Genomic DNA, 16,909 nt, shown 5'->3' with positions numbered 1-16,909 from the left:
GAAAATATCGGTAAGTTTTTTGAGCGCCCCCCCTCGTCTCGTCTTCCAAGGGTGCTATGGTTTCACCTCTTATAACGAAACCGCCTACTGGCCGGGAGACTACAATGGCTGTGAAAATCGCAATCAACGGTTTTGGACGTATCGGACGTCTGGTGCTGCGCGGTATCATCGAAAGCGGACGTACGGATGTTGTGCCGGTCGCCATCAACGACCTCGGCTCAGTTGAAGAAAACGCCCATCTGCTGGCTTATGACAGCGTTCATGGCCGTTTCCCGGGCACGGTACGCGTCGATGGCAACAACCTGATCATCGAAGCCAATGGCCGCACCTACGGGCCGATCCGCGTGTCTGCCGAGCGTGACCCCACCAAGGTGCCGTTCGAAGGCGTCGATGTCGCCATGGAATGCACCGGCCTGTTCACCAGCAAGGAGAAGGCTTCGGCTCTGATCACCGCTGGCGCACGCAAGGTTCTGATCTCTGCACCGGGCACCGATGTCGATGCCACCATCGTCTATGGCGTGAACAACGCGATGCTGACGAAGGACATGACGGTCATTTCCAACGCATCCTGCACCACCAACTGTCTGGCGCCTGTCGCCAAGGTGCTGGACGAGGCCTTCGGCATCGATTGCGGCTACATGGTCACGATCCACTCCTATACGGGTGACCAGCGCACGGTCGACACGCATCACCGCGACCCGCGCCGCGCCCGCGCTGCTGCGCTGAACATGATCCCGACCTCGACGGGCGCGGCCAAGGCCATCGGTCTGGTTCTGCCGCACCTCAAGGGCCGTCTGGATGGTACCTCCATCCGCGTGCCGACGCCGAATGTCTCGGTCGTTTCGCTCGACTTCATCCCGGCTCGCGCTCCCGCCTCGGCCCAGGCTGTCAATGACGCCCTGCGCGCTGCTGCTGCAGGCGAACTGAAGGGCGTGCTTGACTACAACGAAGCGCCGCTGGTCAGCACCGATTTCAACCATTCCTATGCGTCGTCCACCTTCGATGCCACCCAGACGGCGGTCATCAATGGCGGCAAGCTGGTGCGCGTCTGCGCCTGGTACGACAATGAATGGGGCTTCTCGAACCGCATGTCCGACACGGCAGCCCTGTTCGGCAGCCTCTAAGAAAACCAAGAACGGGAGAAAAGAGCATGGCCAGCTTCCATACGCTCGACGACCTGTCTCCTGAGGGTAAGCGCGTTCTTCTGCGCGCTGACCTCAATGTGCCGGTTCGTGATGGCGCCATCACGGACACGACGCGTATCGATCGCGTCATCCCCACGATCTGCGAACTCGCCGACAAGGGCGCACGCGTGATCATTCTGAGCCATTTCGACCGCCCCAAGGGTCAGGTCGTGCCAAGTATGTCGCTCGCCCCTGTCGCCGAAATGCTGGAATCGAAAATCCAGCATAAGGTCTATTTCGTCTCCGACTGCGTCGGCCCCAATGCGGAAGAGGCGGTCGCCAAACTCAAGGACGGCGAGATCTGCGTCCTTGAAAATACGCGCTTTCACGCTGGTGAAGAGAAGAACGACCCGGCTTTCACCGACATGCTCGCCAAACTTGGCGACGTCTATGTGAATGACGCCTTCTCTGCCGCCCATCGTGCCCATGCCTCGACCGAAGGCCTGGCCCATCATCTGCCTGCCTTTGCCGGCCGTCTGATGGAAGCCGAACTAAACGCGCTGACAGCCGCTCTCGAACTGCCGGAACGCCCGGTCGGTGCACTGATCGGTGGCGCGAAGATCTCGACCAAGCTCGATCTCATCGGCAACGTGCTGGGCAAGGTTGACGTGCTGTTCATCGGCGGCGCCATGGCCAACACCTTCCTGGCCGCCCAGGGCGTTTCTGTCGGCAAGTCGCTGCAGGAAGCCGACATGCACGAGACGGCGCGCAAGATTCTCGCCCAAGCCAATGACGGCAAGTGCGAAATCATCCTGCCCGTCGATGCGGTGATCGCGCGCGAGTTCCGTGAAGGTGCCCCTTCGGAAGTCTGCGACATTCATCAGGTACCTGATGATGCCATGATTCTCGATGCCGGCCCGAAGACGGTCGCCCTGATCGAAGCCAAGCTCGAAGGGCTGAAAACCCTGGTCTGGAACGGCCCTCTGGGCGCCTTCGAGATCAAGCCCTTCGACAAGGCGACAGTTGCCGTTGCCCAGAAGGCCGCGGCCCTCACCGAAGCTGGCAAGCTCAAGACCATTGCTGGCGGTGGTGACACCGTCTCTGCCCTGCGTCACGCCGATGCTGCCGACAAGATGAGCTATGTCTCGACCGCAGGCGGCGCTTTCCTCGAATGGCTCGAAGGCAAGCTTCTGCCCGGGATCGCGGTCCTGACCGACGCCGCGCATAACGCCTTCCCGATCTGAGCTTATCAGACGGGCCGGTTGCATCACGTTTCGTATCTGCGTGATACAATCGGTTCGTCAGGGTTGCATTCCTTTTTCCCGAATGGATACAGTATTCGAAGCCGGCAGCAGTTCCGGTTCTTGCTGAAATTCCACTTGAACCGGAAAAAAGGAACGCTTCCTTGCGCGCCTGCCTTGTCCTTACTGTTCTTGCCAGTATTGGTCTGAATACTGCACAGGCTGCTGACAACAGCCCATCAACCCGTAATACAGCTATCCGGCACACCAGCCCGGCCAGCTCTGGGCTGAATACCGCCTCTTCCTTTTCCTTGGAGCCGGCTACTGCCGAGGAACCCCTTATCCGTCAGGCCTCTCTGACAGTGAAAGCCCCCATTGCTGCAAGCAAGGACGGTTTCAGTCAGGCACCTCTGCCAGATGAGGAGCTGGAAGCCCCCTCTTCGCGCAACAGCGATGACGATGCGCGCCTGCGAGCTGATTTCTTCCAGCGCAACCACCATCAGGTCGGCGATGCGCTCGCTGGCGGTGCTGGAGCCAATGACCAGAGGCGTGGCCATGGGTCGATGGCAGCAGGTGTCGCCCTTGCCATCCCGATGAACTGATCCGTCGAAACGCTTTTTCAGAACCCCGCGATCAGATTGAAGTCGCAGAATACCCCTCGGCTCCCACGACTTGCTGCACGTCTGAGACGCCAGCCCGCATCGACTGTCACGTTGAGTGCCCTGTTGATCTTGCTGTTCAGATCAGCCCCTACGCTAGCCAGCGTCACAACGCGCGGGCCAATTCCGGCAGGGTGAACCTGCGAATTATCGCCCCAGTCCCAGAATGCTCCGGCTGTATTGCTGTCTTCAAGGGCACCGAACCCCATCGTCTTGCCCAGTGAAAAACCCGGCGTCGTGATTTCTTCGCTGAAGGTAAAGGCACGACTCCCGAAGGACGTATTGACGTAATAGCCCCTTACCGTGCCCATGCCTCCAATCATGAGCTGCTCGCTATAGAGCAGGTTATGGGTCGCACCCTGCCACGACAATTTGCTGTTTGCCTTGAACTTTCCCGGCAAGGAAAGCGCACGATTGAGCATCAGGCGGTCATAGACATAGTTCGGCTTGGCGTTAGGAAAGATCGTCTCATACCAGCCGCGTTTGTTATAGGCCGAGATACCCGGAGGGCCATAGACGATCTGGTTATTGATCTCGGTCTTGCCCCACGGGTCCTGCAGAGACCCGATAAAACCCAGCACAAACTGATTGGTCTCGGCATTGGCCAGAATGAGCGGCACCGCAGCGCTGAACTGATCCGAGATGGTCGATTTCCAGTCGAACCCGGTCTGCACGGTACCATCAAGCCCGAATTGCGCCCCCAATGCCCAGTGCGGCAGCATATGCAGCCAGCGCAGCGAGGCCTGACCCGACACGCCTTTATTGGTGAGGGGCTGATCGGCGACAGGATAGGAGACCGAATAATTGCCGTAGATCAGCAACGCATCACGTGACGTCAGGGGTATTTCCCAACTGGCATTATGCCCGGTGAAGCGCCCTGAAACGCTGCGCTGCAACTGATAGGTAAGGATATGCCCCAGATTGAAGCCATTGCCCCATGATATGCCAAGATCCCAGTTGAGACGCCCCAGTGTCGGATCGAGCTGGTTGTTATAGGCGCCATAAACATAGAGAGGCAGGCGATCGGCCACTTTCAGATCGACATCGGTAAGACCAGACGTCTGACCGGGGCGATAGACCATATCAACGGTCCGAAACGGGTTGGTGTTGAGCCAGCTCAGATCGGTTTGCAGCGAGTCGAGCGACAATGTCTGCCCCGGCGCCAGACCGCTCTGGTTGCGGATGGTGCGCGCCGAAAACCAGCGATTGCCCACGACATGAATCGTCCCCACCCGATATTCCATCACGTCCAGATGCAACACACCCTGGTGCACGCGCTGGGGCGGCACGCTGACCGTCACAAAGGCGTGGCCTTTCATGCGGTAATAGCCGACCACCCGATCGACCAGTATCTGCATCTCACCAAAACTCAGGGCATGGCCGATAAACGGCATGATGATCCGGGTAAAAGCGGGGTCGGCAAGCAGAGGAAGCCCTTCTGTGCTCAGCGCGCGTAACTCCGTCTGGCTCGCGATCGTGCCCGCAGGTTGAAACACGACAGCGCGCAAAAGCGGCAGCACCTGCGCTGTCGATTTCAGGGCTTTGGGCGCCAGTCCGGGTGTTTTCACCGCCGGCGCAGCCCGATCGGGTAGCGCCGCCATACCGCTGCCAGCGCCGGGTTTGATGAGTGATTGCGCCGTCGCACAGAGGGGCCAGAACGCCAGAGCAAGGCAAAAGAGAAAACGTTTCATCGCGCTTTGCTGCCGCCATCTGGGGCGCGCGAGGTCAGGCCTGGCTCGGCATGGTCAGGCTGTCCGACCGTCAGTTCGATATCCCCATCCTTCAGCAGCGTGACCCGATTGGCTTCTCGCATTCCATCGCGATTGCCTGCCAGTGCGAAGGCATTGCCACCGGCAGAGGCCAGTGTCGCAGCCGCGTCATGGATCATGGCACGCTTGTCGGTTCCGCTGACGCGGCAGGGAACAGGCAGCACATAAACGCCTGAAGGCCCGAAAGACGCATTCATCGTGGCCGCAGGGCGCAGGACGGGTGAGGCCCCTGCCCCGGCTGCGCCAGCAGGGCGCTGGTCACTCACACCGATCATGACCGTTTCGCTTTTGGTCGCCCCTGTTCCGGCACCCGCACTCCCGCTCAGCGCGGGTTCGGCAGGGGCACCGCCTGCGACAAACTGCCCTGTCGTCACGGTAGAAGGTGCCGGACACCCGCCTGAAACCGCGCGCCCGTCAGGGCCGATCACGACGGCTTGCGGGGTGACACGATAGACGCTGCCACCCAGCCCGAGGGCTTTTTTGACAGGAGACGGGCGATTGCCCACCACACTATCGAGCGTCGCATTAGCTGAAGCCGACGCACGCGCGCCCGGCGCAAAGCCACCAGCGGATTGCACACTCTGGGTTTGCTGGGCATGGCATGACAACGCCGCGAGAAAGGGCAGAGCGCTGACCAGCAGCAGGAAATAGCGGCCAGACGCAGCGAGGCGTGATTGCGAAAGACAGGTCATGATATCCCGAACGGAGAAACGCCGGACCGGCCTATCACTAAAGCGTGAATAACACACTTCATTCCTGCGTATCTTCCCACTTCATTGAGGGGACATGAGCTCAAATTTTACGCCACAGACAAAAAGGCCCCCTGCAAGAGGAGCCCTTCCGGATCGCTGACCTGCCGGAAAACGATCAGAGTCATGACATTCATTGCTCGCCTGACTAGGACGTCGACAAGGCCTCGGTACTGCGTCCGCTTGCGCTCGCACCTGACGTCATAAATGACCCAACCAGACTGAGGCGCTCATGAGAGCGCCTCAGGATTGAAAAATCTTCGCAATCAGAAGCTTACGCCAGCCTGCACAAAGGCATAGCGGCCGACGATAAGGCTGCCATACTGATAGATGTTGGTATTTGTCGCCGCATCCATCACAAAAGGAGGCTTCTTGTCGAACAGGTTGCTGACACCTGCTTCAAAGTTCCAGCGGTTCAGGCGATAGCCCAGCGTGATATCGTGGGTGAAGATACCAGGCGTCTTGTACTGGCCGGACGTCTTTGCCGTCAGATCTGTCACGCCATTATTCCACACCATGCCGCCGATATAGCGCATCATGTAAGTAAAGCTGAAATCGTCATGCTGCCAGGTTGCCTGCGCATAATCACTCACGCGCGGCTGACCGCTGCCGCCAGCATAGAACAGACGACCCGTATAGTTGTACCATTGGCCGTTGGGCACATTCTGCTGTAGATAGCTGACCAGCTGCTGCATGTTGTTGGAAACATTCAGCGAGTCATGTGCCGTCAGACGCATGTGATAGTCGAGGTCGAAATCGATACCACTTGTACGAATTCCACCGAGGTTCTGATAAAATGCATTGACCGAGGTCAGCTGCTGCGACGATGAGCGCGCTGCAATGGCACTGCAGTTGCTTGTATCTGCACCAGTATAGCACTGATCAAGAATATACTGTGTGCCCAGCGTGCCAATCGTATTGTTCAGCGAGTAATGCCAGTAGGTCACGGAAGCCGAAAGACCCGGCACCCAGCGCGGCGTTACGACTGTACCGATTGTGTAGGTACGACCGCTTTCGGGCTGCAACTTGGCGTTGCCACCAGAGATGGTCGGCACCTGTCCGGTGTTCTGCGGCACGAAACTTGCTGTGTTGATGCCTTCGCCAGCACAACGTGCCTGCACCGCAGCCGCTTGTGCGCCATAGCTCGACACAGCGCTGCAAGGATCATAGGCCGAGGGGTAGCCAAGGCTTTGACCACCGTAAAGCTCGTAAACGTTGGGCTGACGATAGGACGTACCCAGCGTTGCGCGGAAGCGGATATCGCGCACCGGAGCCCAGTTGATCGACACTTTCCAGTTCTTGGTGGAACCAAAGGTATTGTAATCGGACCAGCGGCCCTGGCCGTCGATTGTCAGATCCTTCGCGAGAAATGCGTTTTGAAGCAGAGGAATCTGCCCTTCGGCATAGACTTCATTCACGTTGAAGCCGCCGCCACTATAGCTTGAGGCATTGCCCGTCGAGTCACCGCTGACCACGATAGGATCAGGCTTGCTGCTCAGCTGTTCGCTGCGATGCTCCATACCGAAGGCAATACCGACCTTGCCACCGTGCTCGTAGGGCATCTTGACCAGCTCGCTGTTATTGATGCGCAGGTTGAAGTCGCGCAACTGGTATTCAGCGTGGTCGTGCTGGGTGAATTTTCCATAGGCCGCAGCCTCGGGAGAGAGTGGTGCCAGGGGGTTGGACAATACGCAGCCGGGCTGGCTGGTGCAGACCGTTGGGTCGTAAACAATTTTGCTGCTTGGGCTGGTGGGGTCAAGCTGACGCACACCGGTCATCTGCAAGAGATGACGATAATTCCCCATATTCTGTGTGTTGGCGGTCCAACGGCTCTGACCATAGGTCATGGACGCGTCATATTCCCAGCCGCGCCAGATCTTGCCCTTGGCTCCGCCAATAACGGTCCAGGTATCAGTAGCATAGTCCATCTTGCGCGGGCCAAGATCGTTCATGCGACGCGACATGACTGCATCCTTGCCCCAGATATTATAAGGGCTACCTGCAGGGATGGTCCACGAAGAGAGCAATGGAGACGGCTTGATACCACCCGATACCGGCGAAGCTGCCATTTGACGTGCCGTGGTCGTATGGCTGTAACGCACGTTGGCATACGGCTTGAAATGGCTGTCGACGTCGTAATGCGCATCACCGGACAGTGCCGAGTTCTGGTTATAATTCTGCACCATCGTATCTTTGGCAAAATTATAACGATCGGCGTTGCTGTAGCGATGGAACGTGCCATCACCATTGGAGACAAGGTTGGCGCCCGTTATCGGATTGGTCACACGGCCTGCTGGCACGATCGATGAGCCATAGACGGGCGTGCCGCTGACAGGGTTGGTCTGCTGCGGATTGGCCGCCCAGGCGCGGTCCTGACTCATGATGCCGCCGGACGTGTTGTACTGCCCGAACAAAGTTACGTTGCCTCGGCCGTGATCGAAGTTGAACCCCTTCATGGCCGAAAGCAGACCGGTCTTGGCGTCGCCGTACTGCGAAATACCGCCACGCATGGTGATGGTGGCCTTGGTCACATCATGACGCAGCTTGATATTGATCACGCCGGACACAGCATCTGCGCCATAAAGCTCCGAACCGCCATCCTTGAGCATTTCGACGCTGGCGATTTCCTCAATGGGGATCGTATTCAGATCGACGCAGGACGTGGCCGCGTTGATCGCTGTGCGCTTCCCGTCAATCAGGATCAAAACCCGCTTGGAACCGAAATTGCGGATATCGGTGCAGCTTACACCGCCGCCGCCGTTGGTCTGCTGATTGGGCGTGCCAGACGAACCGACGGAAGGCAGGCGCTGCAGGTAATCCCCAAGCGAAGTCGCCGAAGTCTGCTGGATCTGTTTTGCAGTAATGACCTGAACCGGATTGGCCGAACTGTTGTTCGAACTACGCAGATACGAGCCGGTAACCATGATCGTCTCGGCTTTGGCTGCAGCCGGTTTGGTCTTGACCAGCGTCTTCTTCTTGGTCGCTGTCGCATCAACCGGAACGGTTGCTGCCATAGCTGCGGAAGTCGAAAGCCCGGCTATTGCCGTAAATGTCAAAAGAAAAGATCTGCGCAGGCTCAACGCCATAGGTCACACGCTCCATACGTAACGACAATCAATCGAAACGTAACGCTGGCATAACGAGCGTTAGAGAAGTGCGACGAAATATGTCTAGAATGTATCGAACTTTAAAAATATTTTGAAACAACGCATTTTCGTTAATTTATCAATATTGATCCGCTTTCGCGACGTTTTCTCGTTGCGAAAAAGACACGATTCCTGACTTCAGTAACAATAATAATACGCCGTTCATAGGGCTCTCGACCGCCTCGGCGGTCGTGGAACACCCCCGACCTCCGGATACATCAAAGGCGTCAGAAACCGATTCTGACGCCTTTTGAATCCTCTGTACGAGCAAGGTTATCTGGCGGATTTCCGCAGGTTAGTCTGACGAATCCTCGACCAGATGACTGGTCAGATCAGCCCCTGAACCGCCCACCAGCCCACGGGCATAGTCCTGCGCCGAGAACGGCCGCAGATCCTCGACCTGCTCGCCAACGCCAACCAGATGCACCGGCAGCTTGAAGGCATCAGCGAGGGCCACCACAATGCCACCACGGGCCGAGCCATCGAGCTTTGTTACAATGAGCCCTGTTACATTGACGAGTTCGCGGAAGACACGCACCTGCTCCATGGCGTTCTGCCCTGTGGTGGCATCGAGCACCAGCAGGACCGAATGGGGTGCCGTCTCGTCGAATTTCTTCATCACACGGATGATCTTGGCGAGCTCTTCCATGAGAGCGCCCTTGTTGTGCAGGCGTCCCGCCGTATCGACGAAAAGCAAGTCTGTGCCAGCCTCGCGAGCCTGCTTGATGCCCTCATAGGCAAGCCCTGCCGCATCGCCGCCCGGCTTGCCAGCGATAACAGGTGCGCCCGTACGCTCACCCCAGACCTGCAATTGCTCGACAGCCGCAGCACGGAAGGTGTCGCCCGCCACCATCATGACCGAGCGCCCCTGATCGCGGAACCACTTGGCCATCTTGCCGATTGTCGTAGTCTTGCCCACGCCATTGACGCCCACAACCAGCACGACATGCGGCTTGTGTTCGGTCTTGAGTTCGAAAGGCTGAGCCACGGGCTCGAGCACGCGGGCAATTTCGGTCGCCAGTGCTTCCTGGATTTCCTCGGTCGTGACATTGCGCCCGAAGCGCGAGTTACGAAACTCCTCGATCACGCGCCCTGCAACAGCGGGGCCCAGATCGGCAGCAATCAGCTCGTCTTCGAGTTCCTCCAGCGCCGTCTCGTCGAGATAGCGATGGGTAAGAGCCGCATTGAGCTTCTGCGTCGAACGCGTCAGCCCCTGTTTGAGACGTGAGAAAAATCCAGCCATGTCAGTTGATCTCTGCTACCAGCCCGGCTTCGTCAAGGGTATGGGCCCTCAGCGCAAGACGCGTGCCACGTTCGGCCCGCCCTTTTGAGAGGCGCACCGGCACGAAATGGGCCGAGTGCCCACGCTCTGCACCTTCCATCAGAACATCGAGATCACGCCCGACCATGCCCTGCCAGTAAGCAAGGCGATTGGCCTCTCCCGCCTCACGCAGGGCCGCAGCCCGCGCCTGACGCTGCGCGTTTGGAACGCTCGGCATGCGCGCGGCTGGCGTACCAGGGCGTTCACTATAGGGAAAGACATGCAGGTAAGGCAGTTTGTAACGCGTGACGAAATCGAGCGTCTCCTGCGCCTGCGCCTCGGTCTCGGTAGGGAAACCGGCAATCAGATCGGCCCCGATCGCGATATCAGGGCGCAACACCCGGGCTTTTTCGATCAGAGCGGCCGCATCGCGTACAGAATGCCGCCGCTTCATGCGCTTGAGCACCATGTCACTTGCTGCCTGCAGCGACAGATGCAGATGAGGCAGAAAGCGCGGCTCTTCAGCCAGAAGGAACCACAGATCACGATCGACGGAAGCCGGATCGAGAGAGGACAGGCGCAGGCGTGGCAGATCGGGTACGGCCTCAAGCACAGCGCGACAAAGCGTGCCCAGTGCGGGTGTGCCATCAAGGTCGCGCCCCCACGAAGCGATATCCACCCCTGTCAGGACGATCTCATGATGTCCTGCCGCGACGAGCTGGCGCGCACGAGCGATAACATCCGCAACCGGCACCGAGCGCGACGCCCCGCGCCCATAGGGAATAATGCAGAAAGTGCAGCGATGATCGCAGCCCTGCTGCACCTGAAGCAGGGCCCGCACATGGCCACCGGTCTCGGCAACGGGCGATGCCGGCGCAGGCGGGGCCGAGAGAATATCGGCAACCCTGCTTTCCTGTTTGAGGGCGTGCTCCGACCAGCTGGCCGCATCGAGCTTTTCGGCATTGCCCATTACCTGAGCCACACCCGGCAGGCTGCGCCAGTTCTGCGGCGCAATCTGGGCAGCGCAGCCTGTCACGACGATACGACGCGAGGGGTCTTCACGATGCGCGCGTCTGATAGCCTGACGCGCCTGGCGCTCCGCACTTGTCGTGACGGCGCAGGTATTGACCACCACTACATCGTCCAGATGTCCGGTCAGGGCCTGCATGCGTTCGCTTTCATGCAGGTTGAGACGACAGCCGAAGGTCAGAAGCTCCGCACCGCTCATACGGGGAACTGGCCTTCGAAAACATGGGTGGCGGGGCCGATCATCAGCACATGATCATCTGCCTCCCGCCAATGGATATGCAGGCTGCCGCCATCCATGGTCACCTTGCACTGCCGGTCGAGCAAACCGCGACGCACGCCATTGACGACTGCCGCACAGGCCCCGGACCCGCAGGCGAGGGTCAGCCCGGCGCCACGTTCCCAGACGCGTAGTGTGATAGCATTACGCGACAGGATATCGACACAACCGATATTGGCCCGCTCGGGAAAAAGCGGATCACGCTCAAGGGCGGCGCCATCGCGCCCGGCGCGCTCCACACCGTCGAAGAACGTCGCATGGGGGTTGCCCATGGAACAGGCCGCCGGGCCGCCGGGCAGAGGCAGCTCGAGTGTTTCCATCTCCCGTGCCAGCGGCACATTCTGCCAGTCGAGCACGGGGCGCCCCATATCGACACCGATCTCGCCCTCTGCCGTCACGAAACTCGGCAGCAGACCGGCACGGGTCTGAAGCACCGGTGCGCCACCGACCAGGGCTGCCACACAGCGTGAGGCATTGCCGCAGGCGCCGGCCTCGGACCCGTCAGGATTGAAAAACCGCACCTTCACATCGGCGCCCTCGAGATCGGGGGGATCGAGCAACACGAGCTGATCGCAGCCAACGCCAAAGCGCCTGTCACAGATCTGCGACATAGTATGTAATGTTGCCTCGAAAGGCCCGTGGCGCCTGTCGATGATGACGAAGTCATTACCGAGGCCCTGCATCTTATGGAACCGGATCATCATGCCCGTTGTTATAGAGGGTCCGCGCCTCTGCGGCACGGGAAACCTCCGGTTTTCTCCCGTAAAATTTCATGCCGATGCGTCTATCGAGAAGACGCAGGAATTCGAGATCCATGTTCATTGCGCCCTATGACACCCCCGCCGCTTCACGCCATCTGCGTCTGATCTGGTCGTGTCTGGGTATGGGTCGAGAGGAAATCGAAGCCTGCCTGTCACAGATCCCGCCCGGGTCGAACCTGCTCATCGATCAGGCTGACCTCGACTGGCTGCGCCTTGGTGCCACGCGTCACAACCTTCTGTGCAGGAGCGATGCCGGGATCGAGCGCCTGCGCCCCGATGGCAGTGTCGCCGAGACCATGGCGCTTTACGAACATTGCCTTCCGTCGCAGATCGCCGATCATCCGCCCCGTTCCGTTGTCGCTCTCGATATTGTTCTCAGCGAAAACACGGAAGAAGCCTGGGAAGACGCAGAAACACTGATCGCAGAAGGACTGCCATCGCAGATTGCCGCCTCGGCCCTGATCGGCACACCCCAGGAAATCGCGCTTCGCCTGAATGATTACCGCAAGCTTGGCCTGTACGACGTCATCCTGACCGCCCCCAGCCACCGGGCGCCTTACCGGAATGTAAGCGAGATTCTGCTGCCGCTTCTGCGTCAGCAGGCCATTCCGGCGGATACTCATGCCCGCGTTGCCGGCATTTCCAACGGGCCTTTCGAGTGGCACGGGGCTGCGCTCTGATCCTCGCCTGACTTGACGACGAGGCGAGGCGGTTGCATCCCTCCCTCACCCCTCGTTGAGACGGACAGGACACCATCAATGGCTGAAACTCCTTCGGGGCTGCATCCTGCGGCCTTTACCCGCGCCAATAGCGACCCCGATCGTCTGTTCTACGCTGGCAGAAGCGACTCGAGCCAGATGGATGTCGGTGCCCGCACAGCCGTGACCGCGCTTTACCAGACCACGCTGCCTGCCTCCGGGCTCATTCTCGACCTCATGGCGGGTGCACTCAGCCATATTCCGCCGGAAGCCAGCCATGAATCCGTGATCGGTCTTGACGTGAACAAGGCCGCTCTCGACAGCAATACGGCGCTGACACAACGTATCGAGCAGGATCTGAACGAAACGCCGCAGATCGACCTTCCCGATGACTCGCTCGATGCCATCTGCCTGTGCGACGGCTTTGCCTATCTCACCGATCCGCTGGCCGTGCTGGAGGAACTCAACCGCCTTCTTCGCCCCGGCGCGCCCATCATCATCACCTTCTCCGATAATTTCATTCCGCAGAAAGCGGTTGCACTCTGGCAGGCACTCGATGCCGCTGACCGCACGCGGCTGATCACGCTTCTGCTTGATCGCGCAGGCCTTGGCGATATCGACACCGGTGAGGTCGTACCGCCTGAGGATTTGACGGCATGGAACGACACGGTGCACGCCGTCATTGCCCGCAAGAAGCTGGCCGCCTGACCGCAAAAGGGACCTTTCGCAGCGCCTGACCCGTCTACTCTGCTGTGTCCGGGATCAACCGAGCGGGTGGCATCTCCACCCGCTCGCGTCGGAAACCGGTCAGCACTCAGCCTGATTGAAACCGCCAAGAGCGACGGGCATGACCTCACGAAGCAAAGCGACGGATTTGCTTAAACCCTCGACCGGGTCGAGAAGTGGATCTTCGTGTTCGATGGAAAGCCATCCATCATAACCAACCATGCGCAGTCGGTAGCAGAATTGCCGCCACCAGAGCGCATCATGGCCATAGCCGAGCGTGAGATATGACCAGGCCCGGTCGGCAGGGTGGCCCAGTGGTCCGTTTTCGAGATTTGAAGTTACGCCGCGCCGCGCCTCGTTGAACCCGGCATCCTTCGCATGAACATGAAAGATCGCCTCACCAAGCCCGTCGATTGCAGCGATCGGGTCTGCGCCCATCCAGAACATGTGCGATGGATCGAGATTGGCGCCGATCATCGGGCCAAGCGCCTCGCGCAGACGCAGAAAATTCGGAACGTTATAGGCCCATTGCCCCCCATGCAGCTCAAGCGCGAACTGCGTCACGCCGCATTGCGAAGCCATGGCGAGCAGCTTCTCCCAATACGGCAGAAGCCTCTCCCTGAACTGCCACTCCTTGGCGATCTGCCCCTCAGGCGGCCAGGAACTGATCACCCAGTTGGGCAGGCGATCACCCTCCTGTCCCTCGGGGAGGCCCGACATGGTGCAGATTCTGGTGATGCCCAGATCGCCAGCCAGTCTGACGGTCTCATGCAGCTCTTCACTCTGCCTGCGATCGACGGGATGCAGCGGATTGCCGTTCACATTGAGTGCAATGACCTCAAGCCCGCGGCTTTCGAAAGCATGAAGAAAATCCCGGCGGGCGGCAGGGCTCTGCCTGAGCCGGGACAGGTCGAGATGGGGCGCCCGTGACCAGCCCCCCGCATTGATTTCAACGCCCCCAACCCCAAGCGCGGCTGCCTGGTCGAGCATCTGGTCAAAAGAGAGAGTTCCGAGACTGTCAGAAACAAATCCGATCTTCATGACGCGGTCACCATTCCTGTGAAATCCGGCTGCCTCACGGGCAGCGCCGGAATTTATATTCTCAGGAAAACGTCGAATCGGAACGTTTATTCGTTATTTTTCTATCATATGGCTGTGATGATAGCGTTACGCCCAGCACATTTCAGCCTTGCTGGAGGCGCGCCTGTTGCAGGGCGTGACGGAAATGTCTGTCATCCAGCCAGGACTGATTGCTTGCCCATTCGTGCTGCACGACCATCAGGCTGCCCAGCGCTTCCGAATAAGCAGGATGTTCTGCGACATCGGCGGCACCAGCCTTGTCGCGAAGGGTCGCAATGGCCGTCTCGAGCCTTGCGGCAAAGGCTGCCTCTTCCATCGTCGGGCTGCGCAGGAGATGCGGCCCAAGCCCCTTGAAGAAGCTGGCCAGTATCGCCGACAAACCGGCGGGCAGGCCCGGACGCAAGGCGAAGCGGCGCAGAAACAGGAGATTGCGCCCCAATGTCATAACTGAAAGCAGGCCGTGGAGATTGAGCTCCATGAACGGTGTCAGACTGGCGCCCGCATAGCGGATAACCCTTTCCATGCCCTGCGTGATCAGGCCGATCCAGCGGTTTTCCGCTGGCAAGCGGCGCCCGGGGGCGCAGATTCGCTGCAAGCCATGCAGGGCACGCCGCCTGAGCAGAATGCAGACCTGATGAATATTGAAGGGCAGAATACAGCGGAAGACGAGCACCCCTGCCCCAAGCCCGAGAAGCAGGGCAATCGTGGAATTGAACCAGGTGAGTTCATCCATGCGGCTGTGATTATCGAGGCCGATCAACGCTGGCAGAAAGGTATTATAGGCGCCCGCAGCCGTAGCCGTTGCCGGATTGCGTGCGGCAAGCCCCCCGATGAACATCAGCGGCGCTATAGCCACAATCAGCGCCTCGAAGCCGGACCCGGTCGGAATCAGGAAGAATACAGGCAGGATCGACGCCAGAGCGGCCAGGCAGGCACCGTAAAAGAAGCGGTTGCTGACCAGAACCGTGTTGTCGGTCGTGGCAAACCGCCCGACAACCACTGCGACGAAGGAGATGAAGGAGGCCCCCTGCGGCCATGCCGTCACCTCCCAGACCAGGCCTGCCAGACAGATCGCCGTGGCCGAACGCATCGCATTATGAAAAGCCGCGTGGAAATGCATCACGCGGCGCAGCCTGAAACGCGATGGCGCAGTGGCCTCGGCCGGACGGGCCTGAAAATAGATCAGAAGCGTCTCGTATTCTTCCAGAATGAGACGCAACCCATGCAGGATGATCCGGTCGTCAGGGGCAAAACTGCCGCCCCCTTCAGGAGTAGTATCTGCCTGCCGATAGAGAGCATCATAGCGTAGCTGAAGGGCCGCCAGATCCTGCCTGAGAGCGACAACGCTATCCGCATTATCGAGACGCTGTGCGATCTCCTTGATGAACCCTGCCACCTCGTGCAGGGCAGAGCGGGCTTTTTCCGAAACGACGAGCGTTGTCGAAAGACGCGCCTGCATGCCCAGGCCACGCGAGACGATTTTCGAGAGAATGCCGATCGTGGCATAGGCGCAGGCTATCGCATGGTCGCTTCGCCCCACCTCGACCACCGTGAATTCGAGCTGCTCATTGAGCTTGAGCGTGCGACTGAACACCGCGCGGATGGCTTTTTCAGGCGGCGCAGCACCATCGAGCACGTCGCTGATCACAAGAGAAGCGGCACCGATACCCTCTGTCAGCCAGCCACGCATGGTGCGACGCGCCTTGACCGCGAGGGATGCGGAGAAGACGAGGCCCGCCACCATCTCGCAGACCACACCCAGAAAGATATAGGTGCCACGCGCCATGGCGATTTCGAACACATGGTCCGGGGCGCTGAGCGCACCCGTGGCGATGATGGCGCAGGTATAGGCCGCCAGAACGAAGGCATAGGCACGAAAATTCTGCAGAAGCGTCGCAAGCCCCGTGCAGATACCTGCCCAGAGAGCGAGCGCCGGGATGAACAGCCAGGGAGCCTGCGGAAAGGCCGAAACCAGCGCCACAGCGCCGATCATGCCGAGCAGCGTGCCGACCAGACGCCATCTTCCCTTGGAGAGGCTCTCGCCACGCGAGCCCTGTGCCGTGATCCAGACTGTCATGGCCGCCCATTGCGGCTCGCCCAGCTCCATCCAGAAGGCGATGCCCAGAGCAACAAGCGAGGCGATCGTGTTGCGCAGGGCAAACTCGAACGCATTCCCGCTGGGGGCGTAAAGCCATTTGAAAGGCCATGAGCGACCCCGCAGGCGCGCAAGCGCGTCGTTCTGACGGGCAAGGAAATCGGCGATCATGCCCGGCGTCTTACCCGAATTTTAGACTTGCCATGAAGGCAGTCGCTTCAAATCGCGCGCGCTTTCCCATATATTGGGTGAGTATCGGGTCACATCTCGAAGAGAAGCGTTTTCAGCCTCGCT

At 59.5% G+C, this 16,909-nt stretch carries 13 protein-coding genes; 5 read left to right on the top strand and 8 right to left on the bottom strand.

From position 1 onward, the window contains the following. Window positions 1–104: 104 nt before the first annotated feature. The 3 genes from gap (at window position 105) to AAID99_RS13715 (ending at window position 2,967) form a co-directional block, all read left to right on the top strand. Complete coding sequence (gap, locus tag AAID99_RS13725; protein ID WP_267310284.1) at window positions 105–1,124, top strand: type I glyceraldehyde-3-phosphate dehydrogenase; 1,020 nt, start codon at window positions 105–107, stop codon at window positions 1,122–1,124. 26 nt (window positions 1,125–1,150) lie between these two features. Further along, on the top strand, window positions 1,151–2,368 hold the full coding sequence (locus AAID99_RS13720; protein WP_188426736.1) for a phosphoglycerate kinase: 1,218 nt from the start codon (window positions 1,151–1,153) through the stop codon (window positions 2,366–2,368). A 161-nt stretch (window positions 2,369–2,529) separates the two neighbouring features. Then, window positions 2,530–2,967: a hypothetical protein gene (locus AAID99_RS13715; RefSeq protein WP_498494148.1), complete on the top strand. Its 438-nt coding sequence runs from the start codon at window positions 2,530–2,532 to the stop codon at window positions 2,965–2,967. A gap of 17 nt (window positions 2,968–2,984) precedes the next feature. Here the strand turns inward: AAID99_RS13715 and AAID99_RS13710 are convergent, their stop codons facing one another. The 6 genes from AAID99_RS13710 to dapF form a co-directional block, all read right to left on the bottom strand. Beyond that, on the bottom strand, window positions 2,985–4,715 hold the full coding sequence (locus AAID99_RS13710) for a ShlB/FhaC/HecB family hemolysin secretion/activation protein (RefSeq protein ID WP_498494147.1): 1,731 nt from the start codon (window positions 4,713–4,715) through the stop codon (window positions 2,985–2,987). After that, window positions 4,712–5,485, bottom strand: coding sequence for a hypothetical protein (locus AAID99_RS13705; RefSeq protein ID WP_188426733.1), 774 nt, complete (start codon window positions 5,483–5,485; stop codon window positions 4,712–4,714). The genes AAID99_RS13710 and AAID99_RS13705 overlap by 4 nt, the downstream gene beginning before the upstream one ends. A gap of 323 nt (window positions 5,486–5,808) precedes the next feature. After that, entirely contained in the window at window positions 5,809–8,556 is a 2,748-nt protein-coding gene (locus AAID99_RS13700; RefSeq protein ID WP_371869861.1) for a TonB-dependent receptor domain-containing protein, read from the bottom strand. Between the two features lie 427 nt (window positions 8,557–8,983). Next, on the bottom strand, window positions 8,984–9,931 hold the full coding sequence (gene ftsY, locus AAID99_RS13695) for a signal recognition particle-docking protein FtsY (RefSeq protein WP_188426731.1): 948 nt from the start codon (window positions 9,929–9,931) through the stop codon (window positions 8,984–8,986). Between the two features lies 1 nt (window position 9,932). Then, window positions 9,933–11,177: a tRNA (N(6)-L-threonylcarbamoyladenosine(37)-C(2))-methylthiotransferase MtaB gene (mtaB, locus tag AAID99_RS13690; RefSeq protein WP_188426730.1), complete on the bottom strand. Its 1,245-nt coding sequence runs from the start codon at window positions 11,175–11,177 to the stop codon at window positions 9,933–9,935. Next, window positions 11,174–11,959 carry a diaminopimelate epimerase gene (gene dapF, locus AAID99_RS13685; protein ID WP_188426729.1) on the bottom strand — a complete coding sequence of 262 codons (786 nt, stop codon included), beginning with the start codon at window positions 11,957–11,959 and terminating at the stop codon, window positions 11,174–11,176. The genes mtaB and dapF overlap by 4 nt, the downstream gene beginning before the upstream one ends. A gap of 110 nt (window positions 11,960–12,069) precedes the next feature. Here dapF and AAID99_RS13680 point away from each other — a divergent pair, with 110 nt between their 5' ends. Then, on the top strand, window positions 12,070–12,696 hold the full coding sequence (locus AAID99_RS13680; RefSeq protein ID WP_498494145.1) for a hypothetical protein: 627 nt from the start codon (window positions 12,070–12,072) through the stop codon (window positions 12,694–12,696). A 78-nt stretch (window positions 12,697–12,774) separates the two neighbouring features. Then, on the top strand, window positions 12,775–13,422 hold the full coding sequence (locus AAID99_RS13675) for a class I SAM-dependent methyltransferase (protein WP_498494144.1): 648 nt from the start codon (window positions 12,775–12,777) through the stop codon (window positions 13,420–13,422). 99 nt (window positions 13,423–13,521) lie between these two features. Here AAID99_RS13675 and AAID99_RS13670 read toward each other — a convergent pair whose 3' ends face one another. Further along, the gene (locus AAID99_RS13670; RefSeq protein WP_188426726.1) at window positions 13,522–14,481 is read right to left on the bottom strand and encodes a sugar phosphate isomerase/epimerase family protein; all 960 of its coding nucleotides are present in this window, start codon (window positions 14,479–14,481) and stop codon (window positions 13,522–13,524) included. A 142-nt stretch (window positions 14,482–14,623) separates the two neighbouring features. Beyond that, window positions 14,624–16,786 (bottom strand): FUSC family protein, encoded by a 2,163-nt coding sequence (locus AAID99_RS13665; RefSeq protein WP_188426725.1) that lies wholly within the window; start codon window positions 16,784–16,786, stop codon window positions 14,624–14,626. Between the last annotated feature and the right edge of the window lie 123 nt (window positions 16,787–16,909).

The organism is Asaia sp. Ae19-3 (assembly GCF_059801175.1).
The sequence above is the reverse complement of the archived record's forward strand: the minus strand, read 5'-3'. Positions and strand labels throughout refer to the sequence as shown.

Coding starts and splice junctions, on each gene's coding strand:
- AAID99_RS13675 (WP_498494144.1), top strand. CDS start 12,775: ATGGCTGAAACTCCTTCGGGGCTGCATCCTGCGGCCTTTACCCGCGCC.
- AAID99_RS13700 (WP_371869861.1), bottom strand. CDS start 8,556: ATGGCAGCAACCGTTCCGGTTGATGCGACAGCGACCAAGAAGAAGACG.
- AAID99_RS13670 (WP_188426726.1), bottom strand. CDS start 14,481: ATGAAGATCGGATTTGTTTCTGACAGTCTCGGAACTCTCTCTTTTGAC.
- ftsY (WP_188426731.1), bottom strand. CDS start 9,931: ATGGCTGGATTTTTCTCACGTCTCAAACAGGGGCTGACGCGTTCGACG.
- AAID99_RS13710 (WP_498494147.1), bottom strand. CDS start 4,715: ATGAAACGTTTTCTCTTTTGCCTTGCTCTGGCGTTCTGGCCCCTCTGT.
- AAID99_RS13665 (WP_188426725.1), bottom strand. CDS start 16,786: ATGATCGCCGATTTCCTTGCCCGTCAGAACGACGCGCTTGCGCGCCTG.
- AAID99_RS13720 (WP_188426736.1), top strand. CDS start 1,151: ATGGCCAGCTTCCATACGCTCGACGACCTGTCTCCTGAGGGTAAGCGC.
- AAID99_RS13680 (WP_498494145.1), top strand. CDS start 12,070: ATGTTCATTGCGCCCTATGACACCCCCGCCGCTTCACGCCATCTGCGT.
- mtaB (WP_188426730.1), bottom strand. CDS start 11,177: ATGAGCGGTGCGGAGCTTCTGACCTTCGGCTGTCGTCTCAACCTGCAT.
- AAID99_RS13705 (WP_188426733.1), bottom strand. CDS start 5,485: ATGACCTGTCTTTCGCAATCACGCCTCGCTGCGTCTGGCCGCTATTTC.
- gap (WP_267310284.1), top strand. CDS start 105: ATGGCTGTGAAAATCGCAATCAACGGTTTTGGACGTATCGGACGTCTG.
- dapF (WP_188426729.1), bottom strand. CDS start 11,959: ATGATGATCCGGTTCCATAAGATGCAGGGCCTCGGTAATGACTTCGTC.